Origin of the sequence: Mucilaginibacter terrenus, assembly GCF_003432065.1 — a bacterium.
In the GTDB taxonomy this organism is placed as follows: Bacteria; Bacteroidota; Bacteroidia; order Sphingobacteriales; family Sphingobacteriaceae; genus Mucilaginibacter; species Mucilaginibacter terrenus.
Genome location: NZ_QWDE01000002.1, coordinates 573,833 through 591,664 on the forward strand (window position 1 = coordinate 573,833; position 17,832 = coordinate 591,664).

Genomic DNA, 17,832 nt, shown 5'->3' on the forward strand with positions numbered 1-17,832 from the left:
TATGTCTTATTTGCTGTTGGTATAATAATTCAGTTGAATAGCGCTCTGGTTATATTCATTGAGCACTTCGAGATAGTTGCGCTGGATATCTATAGCTTGGGTAAGGTATTGCGAAAGTTCTGCAAAACCGATCTCGCCGGAACGGTAAGACAGGTTGGCTGCTTTAATAATAGCATCCGCCTGCTTCAAACCTGTAGAGGTGTAATAGTCCAGCAGATCGCTGTTCTTTTGCAGCTGCTCCATTTCCTGGCGATAAGAAGTACTGAATGCCAGTTGCTGATCGCTCAGCATAGTTTGCTGGTAATTTTTTTCCAGTTGCGCAGCCTTGATGCTGTGGAGGTACTGCCCCCGTCCGAAAAGCGGGATACCTACGGTTACGGAAAACCCGGAATAAGGCGGGCTGATGCCGTACAAACGTTGCGAAAAGAACCTCCCCTCAAAAGATGGCATCTGGCTCTGCCCGGCTAATTTGAGCTCCGCCCCGGCAATATTTACCTGCTGCTGCTGGATTTTTAAAAGCGGGTGCGCAACGGTATCGGCCTCTGTGCCCGCTAATGCTACTTTATTCAACGGCAAGCTATCCGGCAACAGGGCTAAGGTGGTATTGAGCAATCGTTTTAAAGCTTCCTGCTGATTTTTGATATCCTTTTGGATAAGGCGCAATTGCACTTTGGTTTCTTTTGCTTTGGCCTGCGCGGCTATACTGTCCAAGCCCGCGTTCTCACCTGTCTTTACCCTTAACACCGCAGCTTTTGCTAATGTTCCGTAAATACTGTCCAGCCTTTGCCACAAGCTTTGCTTGCTTTGATAGTACCATAAATTATAATAGATCCCCGCAATATTCTTTTTCACTTCCATCACCTGCGCGTCGCGGGAATATTCTGCCGAGCGGGTTTGCTCCGCTAAAAGGTTTTTTCGGGCCTTATACAGTCCGGGCCAGTCGAGGCTTTGCGACAGCCCGATCTTCAGGATGCCTTTCTGATCCTGCGGGTTGATGTCTTCATTCTCTACAAACACGCCTGTTTTAGGGAGTGTAAACGACGTTTTGCCCAATTCCTTTCGCTGCTCGATCTTTAAGCCTGACGACCTCAGTTGTAAATTATTCTGAATAGCCAGCTCATAAGCCCCGTTCAGGGTGATCCGTGTCGCCGGCGGTGATGTCTGCGGGAAAGCGGGCAGCGTAAAACCGAAAACCAATAAGGTCAGTACAGTCTTTTTTACTTTCCCTGATGAATGGCCACCGGCTTTTGTAAAGATCAGGTAAAGCAAGGGCAGCACAACCAGGGTTAACAACGTCGCCGTTAATAATCCGCCGATCACCACGGTTGCCAAGGGTTTTTGAACCTCTGCACCCGCGCTGGTGGAAACAGCCATGGGCAGAAAGCCTAAAGAAGCTACCGTAGCAGTCATTAATACCGGGCGCAACCTGTCCTTCGTGCCCTGGTAGATCCGTTCCATAACATCTTCCACTCCATCTTTGGCTAACTGGTTAAACGTACCGATCAGTACAATACCATTCAATACCGCAACGCCGAATAAAGCGATGAAACCCACACCTGCCGAAATACTGAAAGGCATTCCCCTTAACAACAGCGCGAACACACCGCCGATGGCTGACATGGGTATCGCGGTAAAAATCAGTGTCGCTTGCTTAATGGATTTGAAAGTAAAATACAGCAAAATGAATATCAGCAGCAGCGCTGCCGGGACGGCGATCATCAGCCTGGCACTTGCCTGGCGCAAATTCTCGAATGTCCCCCCGTAGGTATAGTAATATCCGGTGGGTAACGGCACTTTCGTATTTAATTTGGCCTGCACTTCTTTCACTACGCTCTCTACATCCCTGCCCGTTATGTTGAAGCTGACCACGATCCGCCGGCGGGCATTCTCACGGCTGATCTGCGCCGGCCCGGTTTCATAGGCAACGGTTGCCACTTGCGATAAAGGAACCTGGTTTCCATCCGGTGTAGGAATAAATAATTCGCTTACATTCTCGATGGCGTTGCGGTGGGCGGAATCCAATCGTACAACGAGGTCAAACCGGCGTTCATTTTCATAAATAGAACCCGTCGTGTTCCCCGCAAAAGCGGTACTGATCACCTGGTTCACATCTTCAATATTTAACCCGTAATTGGCCATCCGCGCGCGGTCATATTTGACCGTGATCTGCGGCAGGCCGCTTACCCTTTCCACCTGTGGCTGGGTTACGCCCTTAACAGGCTTGATCGCCAGTGCTACTTTAGCCGCTAATAAATTCAGGGTGTCCAGGTTCTCGCCGAATATCTTTACCGCGACATCCTGTTTAACACCGGTCATTAATTCGTTAAAGCGCATCTGGATCGGCTGGCTGGGTTCTGCGATCACACCTGGGATATCTGCTAAGGTATTGCGCATATCGTCCGCCAGTTCATAAAAGCCTTTACCATCCGGCCATGCTGATTTATCTTTCAGGATCACCATCAGGTCAGATGCTTCGGGTGGCATCGGGTCGGTAGCCACATCGGCACTGCCTGTCTTGCCCACCACCATTTTTACCTGTGGGTATTTGCGCAGCATCCGTTCGGCCTGCATAATGGTTTCGGTAGTTTGGGATAAGGAGGTTCCCTGCGGCAGCACAAATTCAATAGCGTAATCACCCTCTTCCAGCTGGGGGATGAATTCACCACCCATTCGGGAAAAGATAAAAACACTAATGATCATCAGGACCACCGCGACTGCCACCACCTGGTATTTGAAACGGATAGCTGCTTTTAGGATGGGTTCGTACCTGCGCTGAAAAAAGCCGATCATGCGGTCAGAAAACGTCCTTTTAGGTTCAGCGTTTTTAGAAAGGAAAAGGGCCGACATCATCGGGATGTAGGTTAGTGATAAGAGCAGCGCACCTAAGATGGCGAAACCTACGGTTTGCGCCATTGGCCGGAACATCTTGCCCTCGATCCCGATTAGGGTCAGGATGGGGATATATACCACCAAAATAATGATCTCTCCAAATGCAGCGCTGTTTCGGATGCGGGATGCGGACAGGAATACTTCCTCATCCATTTCCTGCTGGGTGAAGCGGCCCGTAGTTTTACGCAATGCCAGGTGGTGCATGGTCGCTTCTACAATAATAACAGCGCCATCTACAATGAGCCCGAAATCAATCGCGCCTAAGGACATCAGGTTGGCCGAGACACCAAAAAGGTTCATCAATGAAAGCGCGAACAGTAGCGATAACGGGATAGCGGAGGCAACAATTAAGCCGGCCCTCCAGTTACCTAAAAACAGCACCAATACGAAGATCACGATCAGTGCGCCCTCGGTCAGGTTACGCTCCACCGTACTGATCGCGCGGTTGATGAGATTAGTACGGTCAAGGAACGGCTCGATGATCACATCATTCGGTAAGGACTTTTGTACCAGCTTCATGCGCTCTTTTACTAAGCCGACCACTTCGGCGCTGTTAGCCCCTTTCGTCATTAGTACGATGCCGCCGACCACTTCCTTTTCGCCGTTATAGGTCATCGCCCCGTAGCGTGGCGGTGAACCCAGTTGTATTTTGGCGACATTCTTTACCAGTATCGGTACACCATTAAGTTGGCGTTTAATGATCGTGTTTTCAATATCAGGGATGCCCGACATCAAACCCACACCCCTGATAAAATAGGCATTGGGTTTTTTGTCTATGTAAGCCCCACCCGTATTCTGGTTGTTTTTCTCCAAAGCGGTAAATACCTCCGGGATGGTTACATCCATTGCCTTGAGCTTATCCGGGTCGAGGGCGACCTCGAATTGTTTGGCCACCCCGCCAAAGGCAGTAACTTCCGCAACGCCCGCAATACCGTACAGCTGGCGCACTACGATCCAGTCCTGCATCGTGCGCAGGTCCATCGCCGAATATTTCTTTTCGCTTCCTTTTTTGGGGTGTAATATATATTGGTAGATTTCTCCCAGGCCCGTGGTAACGGGTGCCATCTCCGGCCTGCCGGTACCTTTGGGGATCTGCTCCTGTACCTCGTTCAGCTTCTCGGCGATCAGCTGACGGGCAAAATAAACATCCACGGACTCTTTGAAAACGATAGTTATGACACTCAGCCCGAAACGGGACATAGAGCGCATTTCGGTAATATTGGGCAGATTGGACAGCGAACGTTCTACCGGGTAGGTAATAAACTGCTCCACTTCCTGCGCGGCAAGCGTTGGTGCTTTGGTGATCACCTGCACCTGGTTATTGGTAATATCGGGTAAAGCATCTACCGGGATCTGAGAAGTGCTCCATATACCCCAGGCAATTAACGCCAGGGTAAAAAAGCCGATCACCAGTTTATTACGGATGCTGAACCGTATAATGGCATCTAACATAAAATAATTGCTGAAATGAAATAGATAAGACACATTCACTCCGTTTAAAGGAAGAATGCACAGTTAAATAAATAGGGGAAGATTATACGGATTGTGGGGGCTGCCAGACGGAGAGAGGCTGGTCCTGTAAAGCGGAGATTTTGCTGTCAGGATATTGACTTTTAACGATTTTGAAAAATACGATGGTCAGGGGCTTTGATGTAAGCGTTCTTGCCGTAGAACAGCACGAACAGGTACAAAAAGGCGGGCACACTTCCTGGCCGCTATGCTCTTTTGCCGAATGACTGCTATGAAAGGAAGTGCTGAAAATAAAATTGGAGGCAATATCTTCCTTATCCTGACAGGGCATCAGGGAAAGTAGAGTCATATAAATACTGAAGACGATCGCCAGGTACTTCATTTTTACAAAGTTAGTGAATAAATCATCATTAGCAATTACCCGTTTAACAGCCATTTTTTTATGTAAGATAAGCGATAGGCGCTACCTGCTTTTCTCTTTCATCAATTGGGATCATCCGGGCAGCCCCCCTCTTGCTCATTTGGATTGGAAAGGGGCCGGGCTGAATCCGCTGTATCTTCTCCCGAAGGATGCCGCTGCCATCCCTGCTGCATTCCCCTTGCCCTCCCATCAGGCTCATCCATTTGCTTTGCTGCATTCCTTCGCCAGATTCCGGGCCGCGCTGCAAGAGCCTGCCTGCCGTATGCCCCATCCGCTTTGCCGAATAAGACCGTACGCTCCGCTTAACCTGGCTTATTCATCCCGCTCATCCGGCAGGCAGGCACTTGCTTTCCCCTAGGCAATAAGTCTGACACATCTCCAATTCTGTAGGAGTTCTCTTTATAAACCAGGGAGGTTATACGAGCTGTTTTTGATTTAATTTTTATGCGAACGGGTAAAAAGATCGCCTACAACAATAACGTTTATAAAGTGCTGGATAAAAAAGGCAAAACCTTCACTGTAGAAGATATGGAAGGCGGCAAAACAAAGGTCAGCCCCAATGACGGCCTTTTTAAATCCTTAGTTAACGCTAAAAATAATCCTGAAGAGCAGCAGCTCATCGTACAGGAAGAGGAAGTTTCACATAGCATAGGAAGATAACATGAACCTGATCAGCTTTAAAGAAAAGGATCTCCCGTTCCGGGAATTGGAGACCATCGGTCTGGCGGCAGGAGGCCAGCTTTTGTTGAACGTCAATGACCTGAAAGCACTGCTTTCAGGTCGCAGGACTGGCCTGATGCACCTGGAAAACCTGGAAGCAGAAGGCATACAGATCAAGGCCATGGATGCCAAAGTATCCCTCCGGCAAAACGAACAGGGTAAAACGGATCTGTTGATCCATCCTATTTACAGGAAACCGGATACGCCGGATTTCCTGGATGACAACGAAGCCCGGCAACTTGAAAAAGGCGAAGTAGAGAACTTTCTGAAAACGACCACCGATAATAAGGGCAATAAAAAGGAGATCCTGGTGGAATACGATTCGGAAACCCGCGAGTTTATTGTTTCTGACACAGAAAAGATCATGGCACCCGATATGGTCAACAATGAATTTCTCACACCGGCCCAAAAAGAAAAATACCGCAAAGGCAAAGAAGTAGAACTGGCCGACAGGACTAAGTTTAATTATTCAGGTACGGACCTGAATGGTATCCGGTCTAACAAGCTGGCCCTGATCGCTTCTATTGTCATTGACGGCGGGCTTTCTTATATGGTTTACAAAGGGCTGAATGCGCTCTTTGGTGAGAAACGGGACGAAAAGGAAGCCGGTACTTTAAGCCCCGGTTATTACAGCGCTATGGCTGATGTAGAGGACCAGCGGCCCGTGGCAACGAATGAGCACATCCGTTTTGACAGTAAAAGCCGTGTGTCACGGTAATGAATCCGATTTTAACAGAGCTTGGAGTTCCCGGAGAACTCCAGGCTTTTTTTCAGGTAACCGACCTAGTGTTCAGTTATGGGCTGGATAGCGAATACTTCGATAAAGACTTCCACCGGGTTCCTGCTACCTCAAATTTATGGATGGCCGGTAATGACCTCACCAGGGAGGTGGTCATTACCTATAGCGCGATGGAGGCCATCGCGTATTTAACCCTTAACAAACACCGCTATTCCCGGATTGATACCCTGGCGTTTGTTGCCGTCGGCAACCTGCCCCATGACGGTCAGTTACAATGGATGCGGTCCGCCTGGCTGAAAAAAAAATATACACTCGTATTCGGCAATGACCTGTTAGGAAGGTTAGCCGATATTAAAGTAGCTGCCGGACTGGCTGATCGCCGGGTCCGGCTGTACTGGAACAGCCCCAATATTCGTATAGAAACCGAAAACTGCCATCATGAATTTGCGACGGATAACCTCTCACTGAATATTTTTGAGAAAGCATTTGGCATCCGCTCCGGTATCCGCACCTATAAACCAATCCGGTTCGACACCTTTTTAGATCAATTGAAACACAATGGAAAACAATGAAATATTATTAAAACCGGCAATGAGCTTTGCCGTTCTAAAAATCCTGCCGCTCATCTTTTTGGCCCTCCTTTTTTTACTGCTCGCCTGGTACCTGTCGCCTTTTTTTGTGTTTTTCAGTATCGGGACATTGGCTGCGGGATGGTATCGCTTGCTATATATCCGAAAAAGCATTTACCTCGTTACCCCGGAAGTCGTCAGGATCAGCCGGGGGATATTCTTTAAACGGACGGATATGCTGGAAATATACCGCGTTAAAGATTATGTTATAACGCAATCTTTTATCCTTCAGCTCTTGGGCTTGATGAACCTGACCTTAAAAAGTACTGATGCCGAAAATCCGGTGATCTGGATGGTTGGCATACCGGAATCTGACGTTATCGACACGATTCGGGACTATGTTCAGGAAGCACGAAAACACAACAGGATTTATGAAATTAATTGAATAAAAACTTTGATTTTACTAATCTAATTAGTATATTTAGGTATCAAACATCATGAAGACAATATTCTATTTTATCGCTTCCTGCTTCATCTCCACTTTCGCTTTTTGGGGCGCATTGGTAGCAAGAAACCCTTTCCCGCTTTATGGCGTAGGCTTCGGCATATGGGCGCTCTTCATATGGGGTTATAACCAGCGGTCAAAAAGAGAAGCGGATAAACGTTTCCACGAGCGAATGTTCCAGGACTATATGCGGTCTAAAAATCGTAATGCAAATCGCTGGTAAATGTTATTGATATAATCGTTTTTTAGTATGTTGCGCGCTACTAAAATCGTGGGCAACCCGCTCACAATTGTGATAAGGTTTAGGTTAAAATCCCCAGGCGGCGAGCGCTCTGGGGATTTTGTTATTATATCACATTTTAGTGATTTTTCTGATTGATTAAGTAACGATTCGGGGCATCGGCAATGCAAAAATACTACCGTTTAAAGCGGCTTTAATTTCTAATAAATCAAGTCTTTTTTACGTAAACATTGTGAAAAAAAAGAATAGAGAAAACAGGTTTCAGAAAAAGTTAAGCCATAAGGAATCCAATGGAGAGGCATCTGAATATGCGCAGGAATTTCTAAAAACGCCGGAAGACGGGCCGCTGGTTACTGATGATGCCTATGCAGAACTGGACGCATTAGAGTATTTTAATAAAAGAAGGCTTCAAAAATTCCGGCAACGCCTGCTCTCCTCAATGAGCTATTATCCTGATGATCTCAGGAAGATTGAAGCCGGCTTAAGTTCGTACGCCCATAGTGCCGTAATACACACAAGAGAACTTGCAGTACTGGTAAGGTCGCTATCGATGACTTTTGAAAATATCTTGCTGGAAAATTATGAAAGCTCGGACGATGCTATAAGGCAGGTGATAAAAGCGAGCTACTTTGATACTACTGACTGGACCAGTGAATTTGATTTAAAGCCGGAAGATCTGATCACGCCGGATGGATTAAGGCATTACCGTTCCAACGCCAATAAAATAACTATCTCTGCAATGAATCATTGGTTAAGTTATATGGTGAAAAAGGAAGGCGAAAATTCGCTTGCGCAGCATTACGATGAACTTTTCATACAGAAAGGCGTAAACCATGCCCGGTATTACCAGGAAGTTCAACTTAAAGCGGATATGTTAAGCGCCTATACCGGTTTGCATCACTTTCCTTTTTTTGAAAGTGATATATTATCGTCCTACTCAATATCTTTCGACGTGGCCGGCAAATTTATGGCAGGTACCATTAACAGCAAAGGGCAGCGCAGGTTGATGATTGATGGGCATCCCGAAATGATCGAAGGCAGGATTTTATCATCCTGGATGGTATCACCAAGTTTTATCGACGGGCAGTTTGAGATCCTTTGTTTACCAAATCAGTTTACACTATATGTTAATTGGAAGAACTATGATGAAATTGCAGCAGGATTTGGATTGTCCAGAACCTGATCAGGCTCCGGCCGCCAGGTAATACCGACGTATTTGGTTACTAAGCAGGATATGATTAAATTTGTTGTTATCCAATCGTTCAGCGTTTATACGCTATCCATCGCAAAATCGGTCACTTAAAAACCATTCAAAAAGATGGCAAAGCAAATTTTAGTTACAGGCAACCCCTTTATGGTCACTGCCTTTTACGGCTCTTTAGCAGAACACTTTATAGCCGGTGAAACGATCATCATCAGATCAGTTAACGGCTGGTGGTGTAAACGAAGTATCAGGCAGGTATTTGCCCGTGAATACGGTCAGTGCCTTGTTGATCTGTAGGTAAGTTCAGGTAATTGCGTTAAAGGCTCGGGAACGGGCCTTTAACTTTATCCCATATTGCGATATAATAATGATTAAAGTAGATTTTGAATTTGAAGCTGAAACAAATACGAACTATCCGATAATTTACTCTAAAGAAGCGTACAGTAAAGCTTATGAGGAAGCTGTAAAGTTCAAGACAAGCTTTTATGACGCGGCTTATTCCGACGCTGCAAAGGCACATCTGAGTTGGTACGTTGCATACATTGACGGGATCTTAAAAGGTAAGATATATAAAGATGAGCAGCTTGTGCCTCAGCTTTTTATCGTGGGAGCCATTCGTAAAGAACAAATCAGGGAATTTTTAAATTGTCATCTTTTTGCCGCTAAAGATTATTGCAATCACCTGATCGAAAACATAAAGCCTGCAACAGTTCGAAGATATGATCATACCCTCCGCAGCCTTGATGTGGACCTTGAACAGCTTCTTGTTCACTATGAAGTGCAGATCCGCAAATCCGTTGACCGAGTTGCGCCGACGAGCTGGCGTAAACCGGTGCTGAGTCCGAACGATATATTTTCAGCAGCTAAGGAATTATTTTATATTGAAGACCGTGATACAATCGAAGATCTTTACCTGAGAGACCTGAAACCGATGGTGATGTTCCAAATCAGGCAGATGGTAGAAATATTCGGAAGACAGATCATTGGTTATACCGATATAGTGGATAAAAAAGATATACCGGTAAAGAAATTCACCCAGGTAGCCTGGGAATTTATTGCAGAAGAATGCAAAAAAAAATCATCATCCCGGATCGTATTGCCATTTCCCGTGATCTTTATGAAAACATTGAACAGCTGGTCGAATAACTTTGTTCATACAAGTTATATCCATAGTGCTTACATTCAATATTATGCATTGCACATTCTTACACTGCTTTTAAAGGGTTCGGGCAGTTCATTCCGTATTTACAATGGAAACATGCAGCGAAAGGGACATGCTGATATAATGATAAGCAATTATGAAGAGTTGAAAAAAGATTTTGAAATTTATATTAATAGAAGGCAGCCTGGCTTAAAAGTTAATTGGCTTCCAATTACACAAATACAAGCTTACATTATTTCCTTGGGCTCAACAGTGCCGCAGTCATTATCATTCTGGGATAAAATCAGATTGTTTTTCCGGCGTGTTTTCGGGAATATTCTCGGGTTGTTCAACCGCTGATTAATAGGCGAACCCCGAGGGTTAATTATCTTTCTCGTTGAATTGATTTTACTGGTTTGAAACCGCTGATAAACAATACTCTTATCTTAATTTCCCGCAGGGTTGAGAAAGATTATTATTGTTCTGTAGTACCGAAACACTTGTCAATTTGATCTAAAAAAACACGGCATTATTGCAGCCTTACAGGCTTGATAATGAAACCGATCCTACCTCATAAAAGAAATATCACTCCCGAACAGGCAGTAAAAGTGCTTGCCAAAAATGGAATAGTTGCTGACGAAAAAGAAGCGAAGATTATTTTGGATTTCTTATATATTTTGGCTAAATTGACTGTTAATCAATACTTTAACGACACATAACGCGGTCGTATTGTAATGCTCTCTTTATCAAATTCTTACTATTATGACTTCTGCTTATTTATACGTCCGTGTAAGTACGGATGAGCAAAAAAGAAAAGGCTACTCCCTGCCTGAACAGGAAGACCGTTTACTACGCCACTGTGAATTTAACAACATCGAGGTAAAAGGTATTTTCCGGGAAGACTACTCTGCCAAAAACTTCAAAAGGCCGGAATGGAACAAATTGTTGACCGTCGTTAAAAACCGTAAAAAGAAAGACCGGGAAAATATCCTTTTCATTAAATGGGACAGGTTTAGCAGGAACATTGAATTTGCCTACCAGATGATCGGTATTTTAAGGGCGATCAATGTGCAGGCGATGGCCATCGACCAGCCGATTGATTTTAGCATTCCTGAGAGCACGGTAATGCTTGCGGTTTATTTATCTATCCCTGAAGCTGAAAATGGAAGACGAGCGTTAAACACCTCCGGTGGTATGCGCAGGGCCAGGAAAGAAGGCCGCTGGATGGGCGCGGCACCTAAAGGCTACCAAAACCTGGTGTATCCCGATGGAAGGAAGTATATCGCCCCAAAACATCCTGAAGCAGCTTTAATGAAATGGGTATTTGAGGAATTGTCTAAAGGTATTCTTGTTGCCGAACAGGTCCGCAAAATTGCTTGTCAGAGAGGCCTCAAATGTGAACGCAATAATTTCTGGAAACTCATCCGCAATCCGATGTATGCGGGTATCATCGTAGTTCCCCCATTTGAAAACGAGGAAATGCAGTTTGTAAAATCTCAGCATGAGGCCCTGATATCGCAAACACTTTTTTATGAAGTTCAAAACATTTTAAATGGCAATAAGCGCCCTATAGCTACCAAAGTTGTATCAAAGGATATGCTACCGCTACGTGGCTTTTTAGAGTGCCCGGATTGTAACCGGATGCTAACAGGCAGCGCATCAAAAGGAAGGCACGAACGCTATTATTATTACCATTGCACCGGCACTACCTGTAAATGCAGGTTCAAGGCAGAAACAGTCAATCAATACTTTGAGGATGAACTGATCAAGTTCAATTTAGCACCGGGTGTTGGCGAACTGTTTAAAATGGTGGTTATGGACGAATGCAGATCAACCAGCAGGGATGATTTAGATGAAAAGAAAGTTATCTCAAATAGGATTGAAGAGCAGGGATTAATCTTATCTAAGGCCAGGAAAAGGCTATTAAAAGAAGAGATTGATGCCGATGATTTTAAAGCGATAAAAGCCGAATGTAATGAAGAATTAAGGCTATTAGAAAGTAAACTGGCGGACCTTCCGGCTAAATCAAATGAGTTAAAGTCTATTGAGATGCTTTTAGACGTAGTAATAGCCCGATATTCAAATATCCTGCAACACTATAAAAATCAGCCAGTTGAGGAAAAGAGGAAAATTATTGGTTCGATGTACCCCAAAAATCTATGTTTTGACGGAACCCAACATCGAACCGCTTATTTGAGTGAACCACTTTCTCTTATCTTGCTGATAAACAGCAATTTACAAGGCAAAAAAAGAGGGGAAAAGTTGTCTTTTTACAACCTTTCCCCTCAAGTAGCCCGTAGGGGAATCGAACCCCTGTTGCCAGAATGAAAATCTGATGTCCTAACCCCTAGACGAACGGGCCTTATATAGTTGGCGGTTGTTAAAACCGTTTCCCTTATTTTGGGATTGCAAAGATATGTGTTAGCTTCTAATTTTAAAAGAATTTTTGAAGTTTTTTTTAATGCGTTGGTTTACAGCAACAAAAATTTCTTACGTCAAACAAAAACAATCCTTCTACATTATAATTGCGCCTTTGGTAAGTATATTTACAACACATCACCTAAGCATATTAACTCATGAAAGCAATCTGGAACAACCAGGTTATTGCAGAAAGCAATGAAACCATCGTTATTGAAAACAATCACTACTTTCCTAAAGAAAGTGTAAAACAGGAATACTTAAAAAACTCTGATACGCATACTACCTGTCCGTGGAAAGGTGTTGCCTCGTACTACTCGTTAGAGGTGAACGGCAGCCAAAATAAAGACGCTGCGTGGTATTACCCTGAACCAAAGTCAGCCGCTGCACAAATTGCTAATTACGTTGCTTTCTGGAAAGGTGTAAAGGTAACCGACTGATGAAGCAATACGACGCTATAGTAATTGGATCGGGTCAGGCCGGAGGCCCGTTGGCTAAAAAGCTGGCAGCAGCCGGGAAAAAAACTTTGCTGATAGAGAAACGCTATATAGGCGGTACCTGTGTAAACGACGGATGTACGCCCACTAAAACAATGGTTGCAAGTGCCAGGATAGCTTATTTGGCCAGCCGGTGCAACGACATGGGGGTAAAGATCAAAGGATATACGGTAGATCTTAAACAAATTAAAAAACGGACCCAAGGCATTGTGCTTAAATCGCGCAATGGAGGGCAAAAAGCTATAGAACAGACCAAAGGTCTTGACCTGATATTCGGTGAAGCGTCTTTCACGGGAGAAAAAACAATAACTGTAAACCCAAAAACTGGAAAGGCTCGCCAGTTTAAGGCCGACCTCATTTTCCTGAATACTGGCTGTAAAACCATCATCCCGCATGATATAGATGGCTTGGACGATATAGACTACCTCACGTCGACTTCGATATTAGAACTCGAAAGCGTTCCTGAGCACCTCTTGATCTTGGGTGGAAATTACATCGGACTGGAGTTTGGGCAGATGTTTAAACGGTTTGGCAGTAAAGTAACCATTCTGGAAAGATCAGCCCGGCTATTAGGCCATGAGGATGAAGATGTATCGCTTGAGCTTACCCATATTTTGGAGGAAGAAGGGTTGAGCATTCTCCCGAATACGAAAGCTATAAAGTTTAAAAATAAAGGAAAGAACCAGGTAACCGTAACTGTTAAAACCGGCGATAAAGAGCAGAAGATAAAATGTTCGCATGTGCTGGTGGCTATAGGCCGTGCGCCACAAACATCCAAGTTAGGCCTAAATACGACTGGCGTTGAAGTAGATGAGAAAGGCTTTATTAAGATAAACGACAAGCTGGAAACTACTAAGCCGGGTATTTACGCCTTAGGTGACGTAAAAGGCGGGCCTGCTTTTACCCACATCTCATATAACGACTATACCATTGTTTACCGCAACCTAATTGAGGGGCAAAATTTAAGCATTCAGGACCGTCCTGTGCCTTATTGCATGTTTACCGACCCCGAATTAGGCAGGATCGGGATAACAGAAGCAGAAGCCTTAAAAAAAGGCTTGAACTTTAAAGTAGCTAAACTTCCTATGGCTCACGTGGCCAGGGCCATCGAAACAGGAGATACACGAGGTTTTATGAAAGCTGTTGTAGATGCTGATACGAAGCAGATTCTCGGTGCCGCGGTTATAGGTACTGAAGGCGGCGAAATAATGACAGTGCTGCAAATGGCTATGGAGGGCGGCATTACTTACGATCGCATTCGGTATTGTGTATTTGCGCACCCAACCTATTCAGAATCGCTGAACAACCTTTTTATGTCAATAGAAGACTGATATTAATGATTAAGGTTGAGCATCTAAGGAAATCTTTTGGTGGCAACAGGGCTGTAGATGACGTGTCCTTTGAGGTAAAGGAAGGCGAGACCATGGCGTTGTTGGGTACCAGCGGTTGCGGCAAAACAACTACACTCAAGATGATAAACCGGTTAATTGAACCGGATAGTGGCGTGATATCCATCAACGGAAAGGATGTTTTTTCTCAACACCCGGAAGTATTAAGACGTAGCGTTGGCTACGTGCTCCAAAATAACGGGCTCTTTCCGCATTATACGGTGGCCGAGAATGTTGCCATAGTGCCAAATCTGCTGAAATGGGATCAGGCAAAAACAAAGGAGCGTATTAATCAACTGTTTGATAAACTGCACCTTGGGAGCGAATACCTTAATGCATATCCTACCCAGCTAAGCGGCGGGCAGCAGCAACGCGTAGGGTTAGCAAGAGCCTTAATGGCAGATCCGCCGGTGTTGCTTATGGACGAACCATTTGGAGCGCTGGACAATGTTACCCGGTCAAAGATACATGCGGAGTTTAAGGCACTTGACGAGCTAAAACGCAAAACCATAATACTGGTAACGCATGATGTGGGAGAGGCTTTTGAGCTTGCCGACCGCATTGCTGTGATGGATAAAGGCCGTATAATACAGATAGGTACACCTGCCGAACTCCTGTTTAAGCCTGCTAACGACTTCGTTAAAAGCTTTTTGGATGAGCAACGCTTGCAGCTTGAGTTTAAGGCAATAAAGGTAGCCGACCTGTGGGACTTACTGCCGGATAATGGCACAGAAAACCCCTCCCAAAAACTGCCTGCGAATACTGATGTATGGGCGGTGCTGGAGCAATACAAAGGCAAGGAAAACAGTGCGTTGCAATTTTACGACCATCAAAAATCTGCAAAAACCACACTAATTAAGGAGCTGGTAGACGCGTTTTTAAAATATAGATCACCAAACGCATGAATCAGCAACAAACCTTGTGGGAGTTCATGCAGCAGCAGGCAGATAAGCTGGCGGTGCAAACCATGCAGCACATCGGCCTTACTTTTATTTCGCTACTGCTGGCTGTAATGGTGGGGTTGCCATTAGGCATTTACATTACCCGAAAAAGAAACCTGTCCGGAGTGGTGCTGGGCATTGCCGGGGTACTGCAAACCATACCCAGCATTGCGCTGCTTGGTTTCATGATCCCATTGTTAGGAATTGGTGCAAAGCCTGCTATTGTTGCCCTGTTGCTGTACGCTTTGCTGCCCATCATCCGCAACACCTTTACCGGCATTACGGGGGTAGATCCATCTGTGAAGGAAGCAGCTGTAGCCATGGGCATGAGCAAATGGCAGGTGCTGTTTAAGGTAGAGCTCCCGCTGGCTATGCCCGTGATACTGGCAGGTATCCGCACTGCAACGGTGATAAACGTTGGTGTAGCTACCCTTGCATCCTACATAGCCGCAGGCGGCCTGGGCGAATTCATTTTTGGTGGTATATCGCTTAACAATACCAACATGATATTAGCCGGTGCCTTACCGGCTGCTTTACTTGCTGTATTGTTCGATTTTCTGCTGTCGAGGTTGCAAAAGCTAAATGCCAAAAAAATTAAAGGTGCGCTAAAAGTATTCGCGGTGATAGTAGTGCTGTTCTCGTGCTTCTACTTTATACCCTCTGCTTACGGCAGCAAACTTACCGCAGGTTTTACGCCGGAATTTATGGGCAGGCAGGACGGCAACCTGGGCCTGCGCAGCAAGTACGGGCTCAAGATTCACACCATCGTGATTAACGATGCTGTAATGTACAAGGCAGCCCAGGAGAAGGAGCTCGACGTTATCAGCGGATACTCTACCGACGGAAGGCTTAAGGCCTACGACCTTGTTGTGCTGGACGATGATAAAAAGATTTTCCCACCCTACTACGCGGCACCTATTGTGAGGGAAGACGTACTAAAAAAGTTTCCCCAACTGGAAAAAACGCTAAACATGCTTTCTGGCCTGATCACCGACTCGATCATGACAGAGCTGAATTACCGTACCGATTACCTGCACCAGCAGCCCGAGCGTGTAGCAAAGGATTTCCTGGTGTCTAAAAATCTGTACCGCCCCGAGCAGGGTGGTGGCGAAGGTGTCGTACGTATCGGTTCTAAGATATTTGGCGAGCAGTATATCTTAGCCAATATTTACAGCATGCTCATTAAAGGGTATACAAAGTACGGCGTAAGCACTAAAACCGGCCTTGGCGGCACCAAAATATGTTTTGATGCACTAACCAATAACCAGATAGACTTTTACCCGGAATACACCGGCACCGGCTTGCTGGCCATTTTGCAGGCTCCGCAGCAAACAGTGAACAGCCTGCAGGGAAACCGGGATGCCACTTACAATTACGTACAGCGCGAGTTTAAAAAGCAGTACAACATTAAATGGTTAAAACCAATAGGCTTTAATAATGCGTATGCATTAATGATGCGACAGGCACAGGCCAAACAGCTGCACATTAAAACAATTTCTGACCTTAAACGCTATTTAGATACCAACTGATACCATGGATTTAGCCGATTGTTATTTTAAGGTACGCCGGCGTACCGAAGAGATATGCGCCCCTCTGCAAACTGAAGATTACGTGGTACAGCCCACGGTGGATGTTAGTCCCCCAAAATGGCATATTGGCCACACAACCTGGTTCTTCGAAACTTTTATTCTTAAGCCTTATTTTATGGGCTACCAGGAGTTTGACCCTAACTACAACTATGTTTTTAACAGCTATTACGAAACGGTAGGAACAAGGGTTATACGTACCGACAGGGGAAACCTGAGCAGGCCTACGGTATTGGATATACAAAGATACCGAAAATATGTGGATGATGCCATGGAGAACTTCCTGTTGTGCAATCCGATAGGCGATGACGTAAGGGAATTGCTGGTATTAGGCTTCAATCATGAGGAGCAGCACCAGGAGCTGCTCATGACGGATATTAAGTACATCCTGGGGAACAATCCACTTTTTCCTGTTTATTCACCCACCTATGTAAAGCCTAAAGCTATTGCATCTGACAGTAACGAGTGGGTAGAAATGGGTGAAGGTGTTTATGAGATTGGCTTTACGGGAGAGGGGTTCAGCTTTGATAATGAACTGAACAGGCATAAGGTATACTTAAACGAATATTCAATCAGCCCAACGCTGGTTACCAATGCCGAATACCTGGAGTTTATAAACGCCGGCGGTTATCACGATTTCCGCCACTGGCATGCCGCCGGGTGGGATTGGGTAAATACCAATAAAGCAGAAGCGCCCATGTACTGGCATAATATAGATGGGCAATGGCATCAGTATACCTATCATGGGTTAGAGCTGTTGCACCTGCACGATGAGGTTTGCCATATCAGCTACTACGAAGCATATGCGTATGCTTCTTGGAAAGGTATGCGCCTGTCTACGGAGTTTGAGTGGGAGGCTGCCGCTACCAGGTTTAGCTGGGGCAACCGCTGGGAATGGACAGAAAGCGCGTACCTGCCTTATCCGGGCTTTGCCAAAGCGCCGGGCGCTATCGGCGAGTACAACGGTAAATTTATGGTTGGGCAAAAGGTATTGCGCGGCGCGTCTGAAGCTACTCCGCCGGACCATAGCCGCATCACTTACCGTAACTTTTTTCAACCCGAATTGCGCTGGCAGTTCACCGGCATAAGGCTGGCCAAATAGA

At 45.4% G+C, this 17,832-nt stretch carries 18 protein-coding genes and 1 tRNA gene; 15 read left to right on the forward strand and 4 right to left on the reverse strand.

Features of this window, described 5'->3' with window-relative positions; translation table 11 throughout:
• Positions 1-6 precede the first annotated feature (6 nt).
• The 3 genes from DYU05_RS13255 to DYU05_RS13260 all read right to left on the reverse strand — a co-directional run bounded on the left by DYU05_RS13255 (position 7) and on the right by DYU05_RS13260 (position 5,051).
• Positions 7-4,341: a CusA/CzcA family heavy metal efflux RND transporter gene (locus DYU05_RS13255; RefSeq protein ID WP_117383587.1), complete on the reverse strand. Its 4,335-nt coding sequence runs from the start codon at positions 4,339-4,341 to the stop codon at positions 7-9.
• Positions 4,342-4,423: 82 nt separating this feature from the next.
• A complete protein-coding gene (locus tag DYU05_RS20920; protein ID WP_133300230.1) occupies positions 4,424-4,795 on the reverse strand; it encodes a DUF6660 family protein in 372 nt (123 codons plus the stop codon).
• Between the two features lie 4 nt (positions 4,796-4,799).
• The gene (locus DYU05_RS13260; protein ID WP_117383588.1) at positions 4,800-5,051 is read right to left on the reverse strand and encodes a hypothetical protein; all 252 of its coding nucleotides are present in this window, start codon (positions 5,049-5,051) and stop codon (positions 4,800-4,802) included.
• A 173-nt stretch (positions 5,052-5,224) separates the two neighbouring features.
• Here DYU05_RS13260 and DYU05_RS13265 point away from each other — a divergent pair, with 173 nt between their 5' ends.
• From DYU05_RS13265 to DYU05_RS13305, 10 genes are all read left to right on the forward strand, one after another.
• Positions 5,225-5,440 carry a hypothetical protein gene (locus tag DYU05_RS13265; RefSeq protein WP_117383589.1) on the forward strand — a complete coding sequence of 72 codons (216 nt, stop codon included), beginning with the start codon at positions 5,225-5,227 and terminating at the stop codon, positions 5,438-5,440.
• Position 5,441: 1 nt separating this feature from the next.
• Positions 5,442-6,218, forward strand: coding sequence for a DUF4099 domain-containing protein (locus DYU05_RS13270; RefSeq protein ID WP_117383590.1), 777 nt, complete (start codon positions 5,442-5,444; stop codon positions 6,216-6,218).
• Positions 6,218-6,811 (forward strand): hypothetical protein, encoded by a 594-nt coding sequence (locus DYU05_RS13275; protein ID WP_117383591.1) that lies wholly within the window; start codon positions 6,218-6,220, stop codon positions 6,809-6,811. Before DYU05_RS13270 ends, DYU05_RS13275 begins: the two co-directional genes overlap by 1 nt.
• Complete coding sequence (locus DYU05_RS13280) at positions 6,798-7,253, forward strand: PH domain-containing protein (protein ID WP_117383592.1); 456 nt, start codon at positions 6,798-6,800, stop codon at positions 7,251-7,253. Before DYU05_RS13275 ends, DYU05_RS13280 begins: the two co-directional genes overlap by 14 nt.
• A gap of 52 nt (positions 7,254-7,305) precedes the next feature.
• Complete coding sequence (locus DYU05_RS13285; RefSeq protein WP_117383593.1) at positions 7,306-7,536, forward strand: hypothetical protein; 231 nt, start codon at positions 7,306-7,308, stop codon at positions 7,534-7,536.
• 250 nt (positions 7,537-7,786) lie between these two features.
• Positions 7,787-8,737 carry a hypothetical protein gene (locus DYU05_RS13290; protein ID WP_117383594.1) on the forward strand — a complete coding sequence of 317 codons (951 nt, stop codon included), beginning with the start codon at positions 7,787-7,789 and terminating at the stop codon, positions 8,735-8,737.
• A gap of 135 nt (positions 8,738-8,872) precedes the next feature.
• Positions 8,873-9,055: a hypothetical protein gene (locus DYU05_RS13295; protein WP_117383595.1), complete on the forward strand. Its 183-nt coding sequence runs from the start codon at positions 8,873-8,875 to the stop codon at positions 9,053-9,055.
• A 70-nt stretch (positions 9,056-9,125) separates the two neighbouring features.
• Positions 9,126-10,259 (forward strand): hypothetical protein, encoded by a 1,134-nt coding sequence (locus tag DYU05_RS13300; protein WP_117383596.1) that lies wholly within the window; start codon positions 9,126-9,128, stop codon positions 10,257-10,259.
• Positions 10,260-10,453: 194 nt separating this feature from the next.
• Positions 10,454-10,618, forward strand: coding sequence for a hypothetical protein (locus DYU05_RS21140; protein ID WP_165852074.1), 165 nt, complete (start codon positions 10,454-10,456; stop codon positions 10,616-10,618).
• A gap of 43 nt (positions 10,619-10,661) precedes the next feature.
• A complete protein-coding gene (locus DYU05_RS13305; RefSeq protein WP_117384004.1) occupies positions 10,662-12,227 on the forward strand; it encodes a recombinase family protein in 1,566 nt (521 codons plus the stop codon).
• On the opposite strand, the gene DYU05_RS13310 is transcribed toward DYU05_RS13305, so the two are convergent.
• Positions 12,190-12,261 (reverse strand) — tRNA-Glu (locus DYU05_RS13310). The two genes, DYU05_RS13305 and DYU05_RS13310, sit on opposite strands and share 38 nt — an antisense overlap.
• A gap of 214 nt (positions 12,262-12,475) precedes the next feature.
• Here DYU05_RS13310 and DYU05_RS13315 point away from each other — a divergent pair.
• Genes DYU05_RS13315 through egtB form a run of 5 tightly spaced genes read left to right on the forward strand, consistent with a single transcriptional unit; the run spans position 12,476 to position 17,831 of the window.
• Positions 12,476-12,757, forward strand: coding sequence for a DUF427 domain-containing protein (locus DYU05_RS13315; protein WP_117383597.1), 282 nt, complete (start codon positions 12,476-12,478; stop codon positions 12,755-12,757).
• Positions 12,757-14,145, forward strand: a complete 1,389-nt coding sequence (locus DYU05_RS13320) for a mercuric reductase (protein ID WP_117383598.1) — start codon at positions 12,757-12,759, stop codon at positions 14,143-14,145. Before DYU05_RS13315 ends, DYU05_RS13320 begins: the two co-directional genes overlap by 1 nt.
• A 5-nt stretch (positions 14,146-14,150) precedes the next feature.
• Positions 14,151-15,107 (forward strand): ABC transporter ATP-binding protein, encoded by a 957-nt coding sequence (locus DYU05_RS13325; protein ID WP_117383599.1) that lies wholly within the window; start codon positions 14,151-14,153, stop codon positions 15,105-15,107.
• Positions 15,104-16,672, forward strand: a complete 1,569-nt coding sequence (locus DYU05_RS13330) for an ABC transporter permease/substrate-binding protein (RefSeq protein WP_117383600.1) — start codon at positions 15,104-15,106, stop codon at positions 16,670-16,672. The genes DYU05_RS13325 and DYU05_RS13330 overlap by 4 nt, the downstream gene beginning before the upstream one ends.
• A gap of 4 nt (positions 16,673-16,676) precedes the next feature.
• Positions 16,677-17,831 carry an ergothioneine biosynthesis protein EgtB gene (gene egtB / locus DYU05_RS13335; RefSeq protein WP_117383601.1) on the forward strand — a complete coding sequence of 385 codons (1,155 nt, stop codon included), beginning with the start codon at positions 16,677-16,679 and terminating at the stop codon, positions 17,829-17,831.
• The last annotated feature ends 1 nt before the right edge of the window (position 17,832 follow it).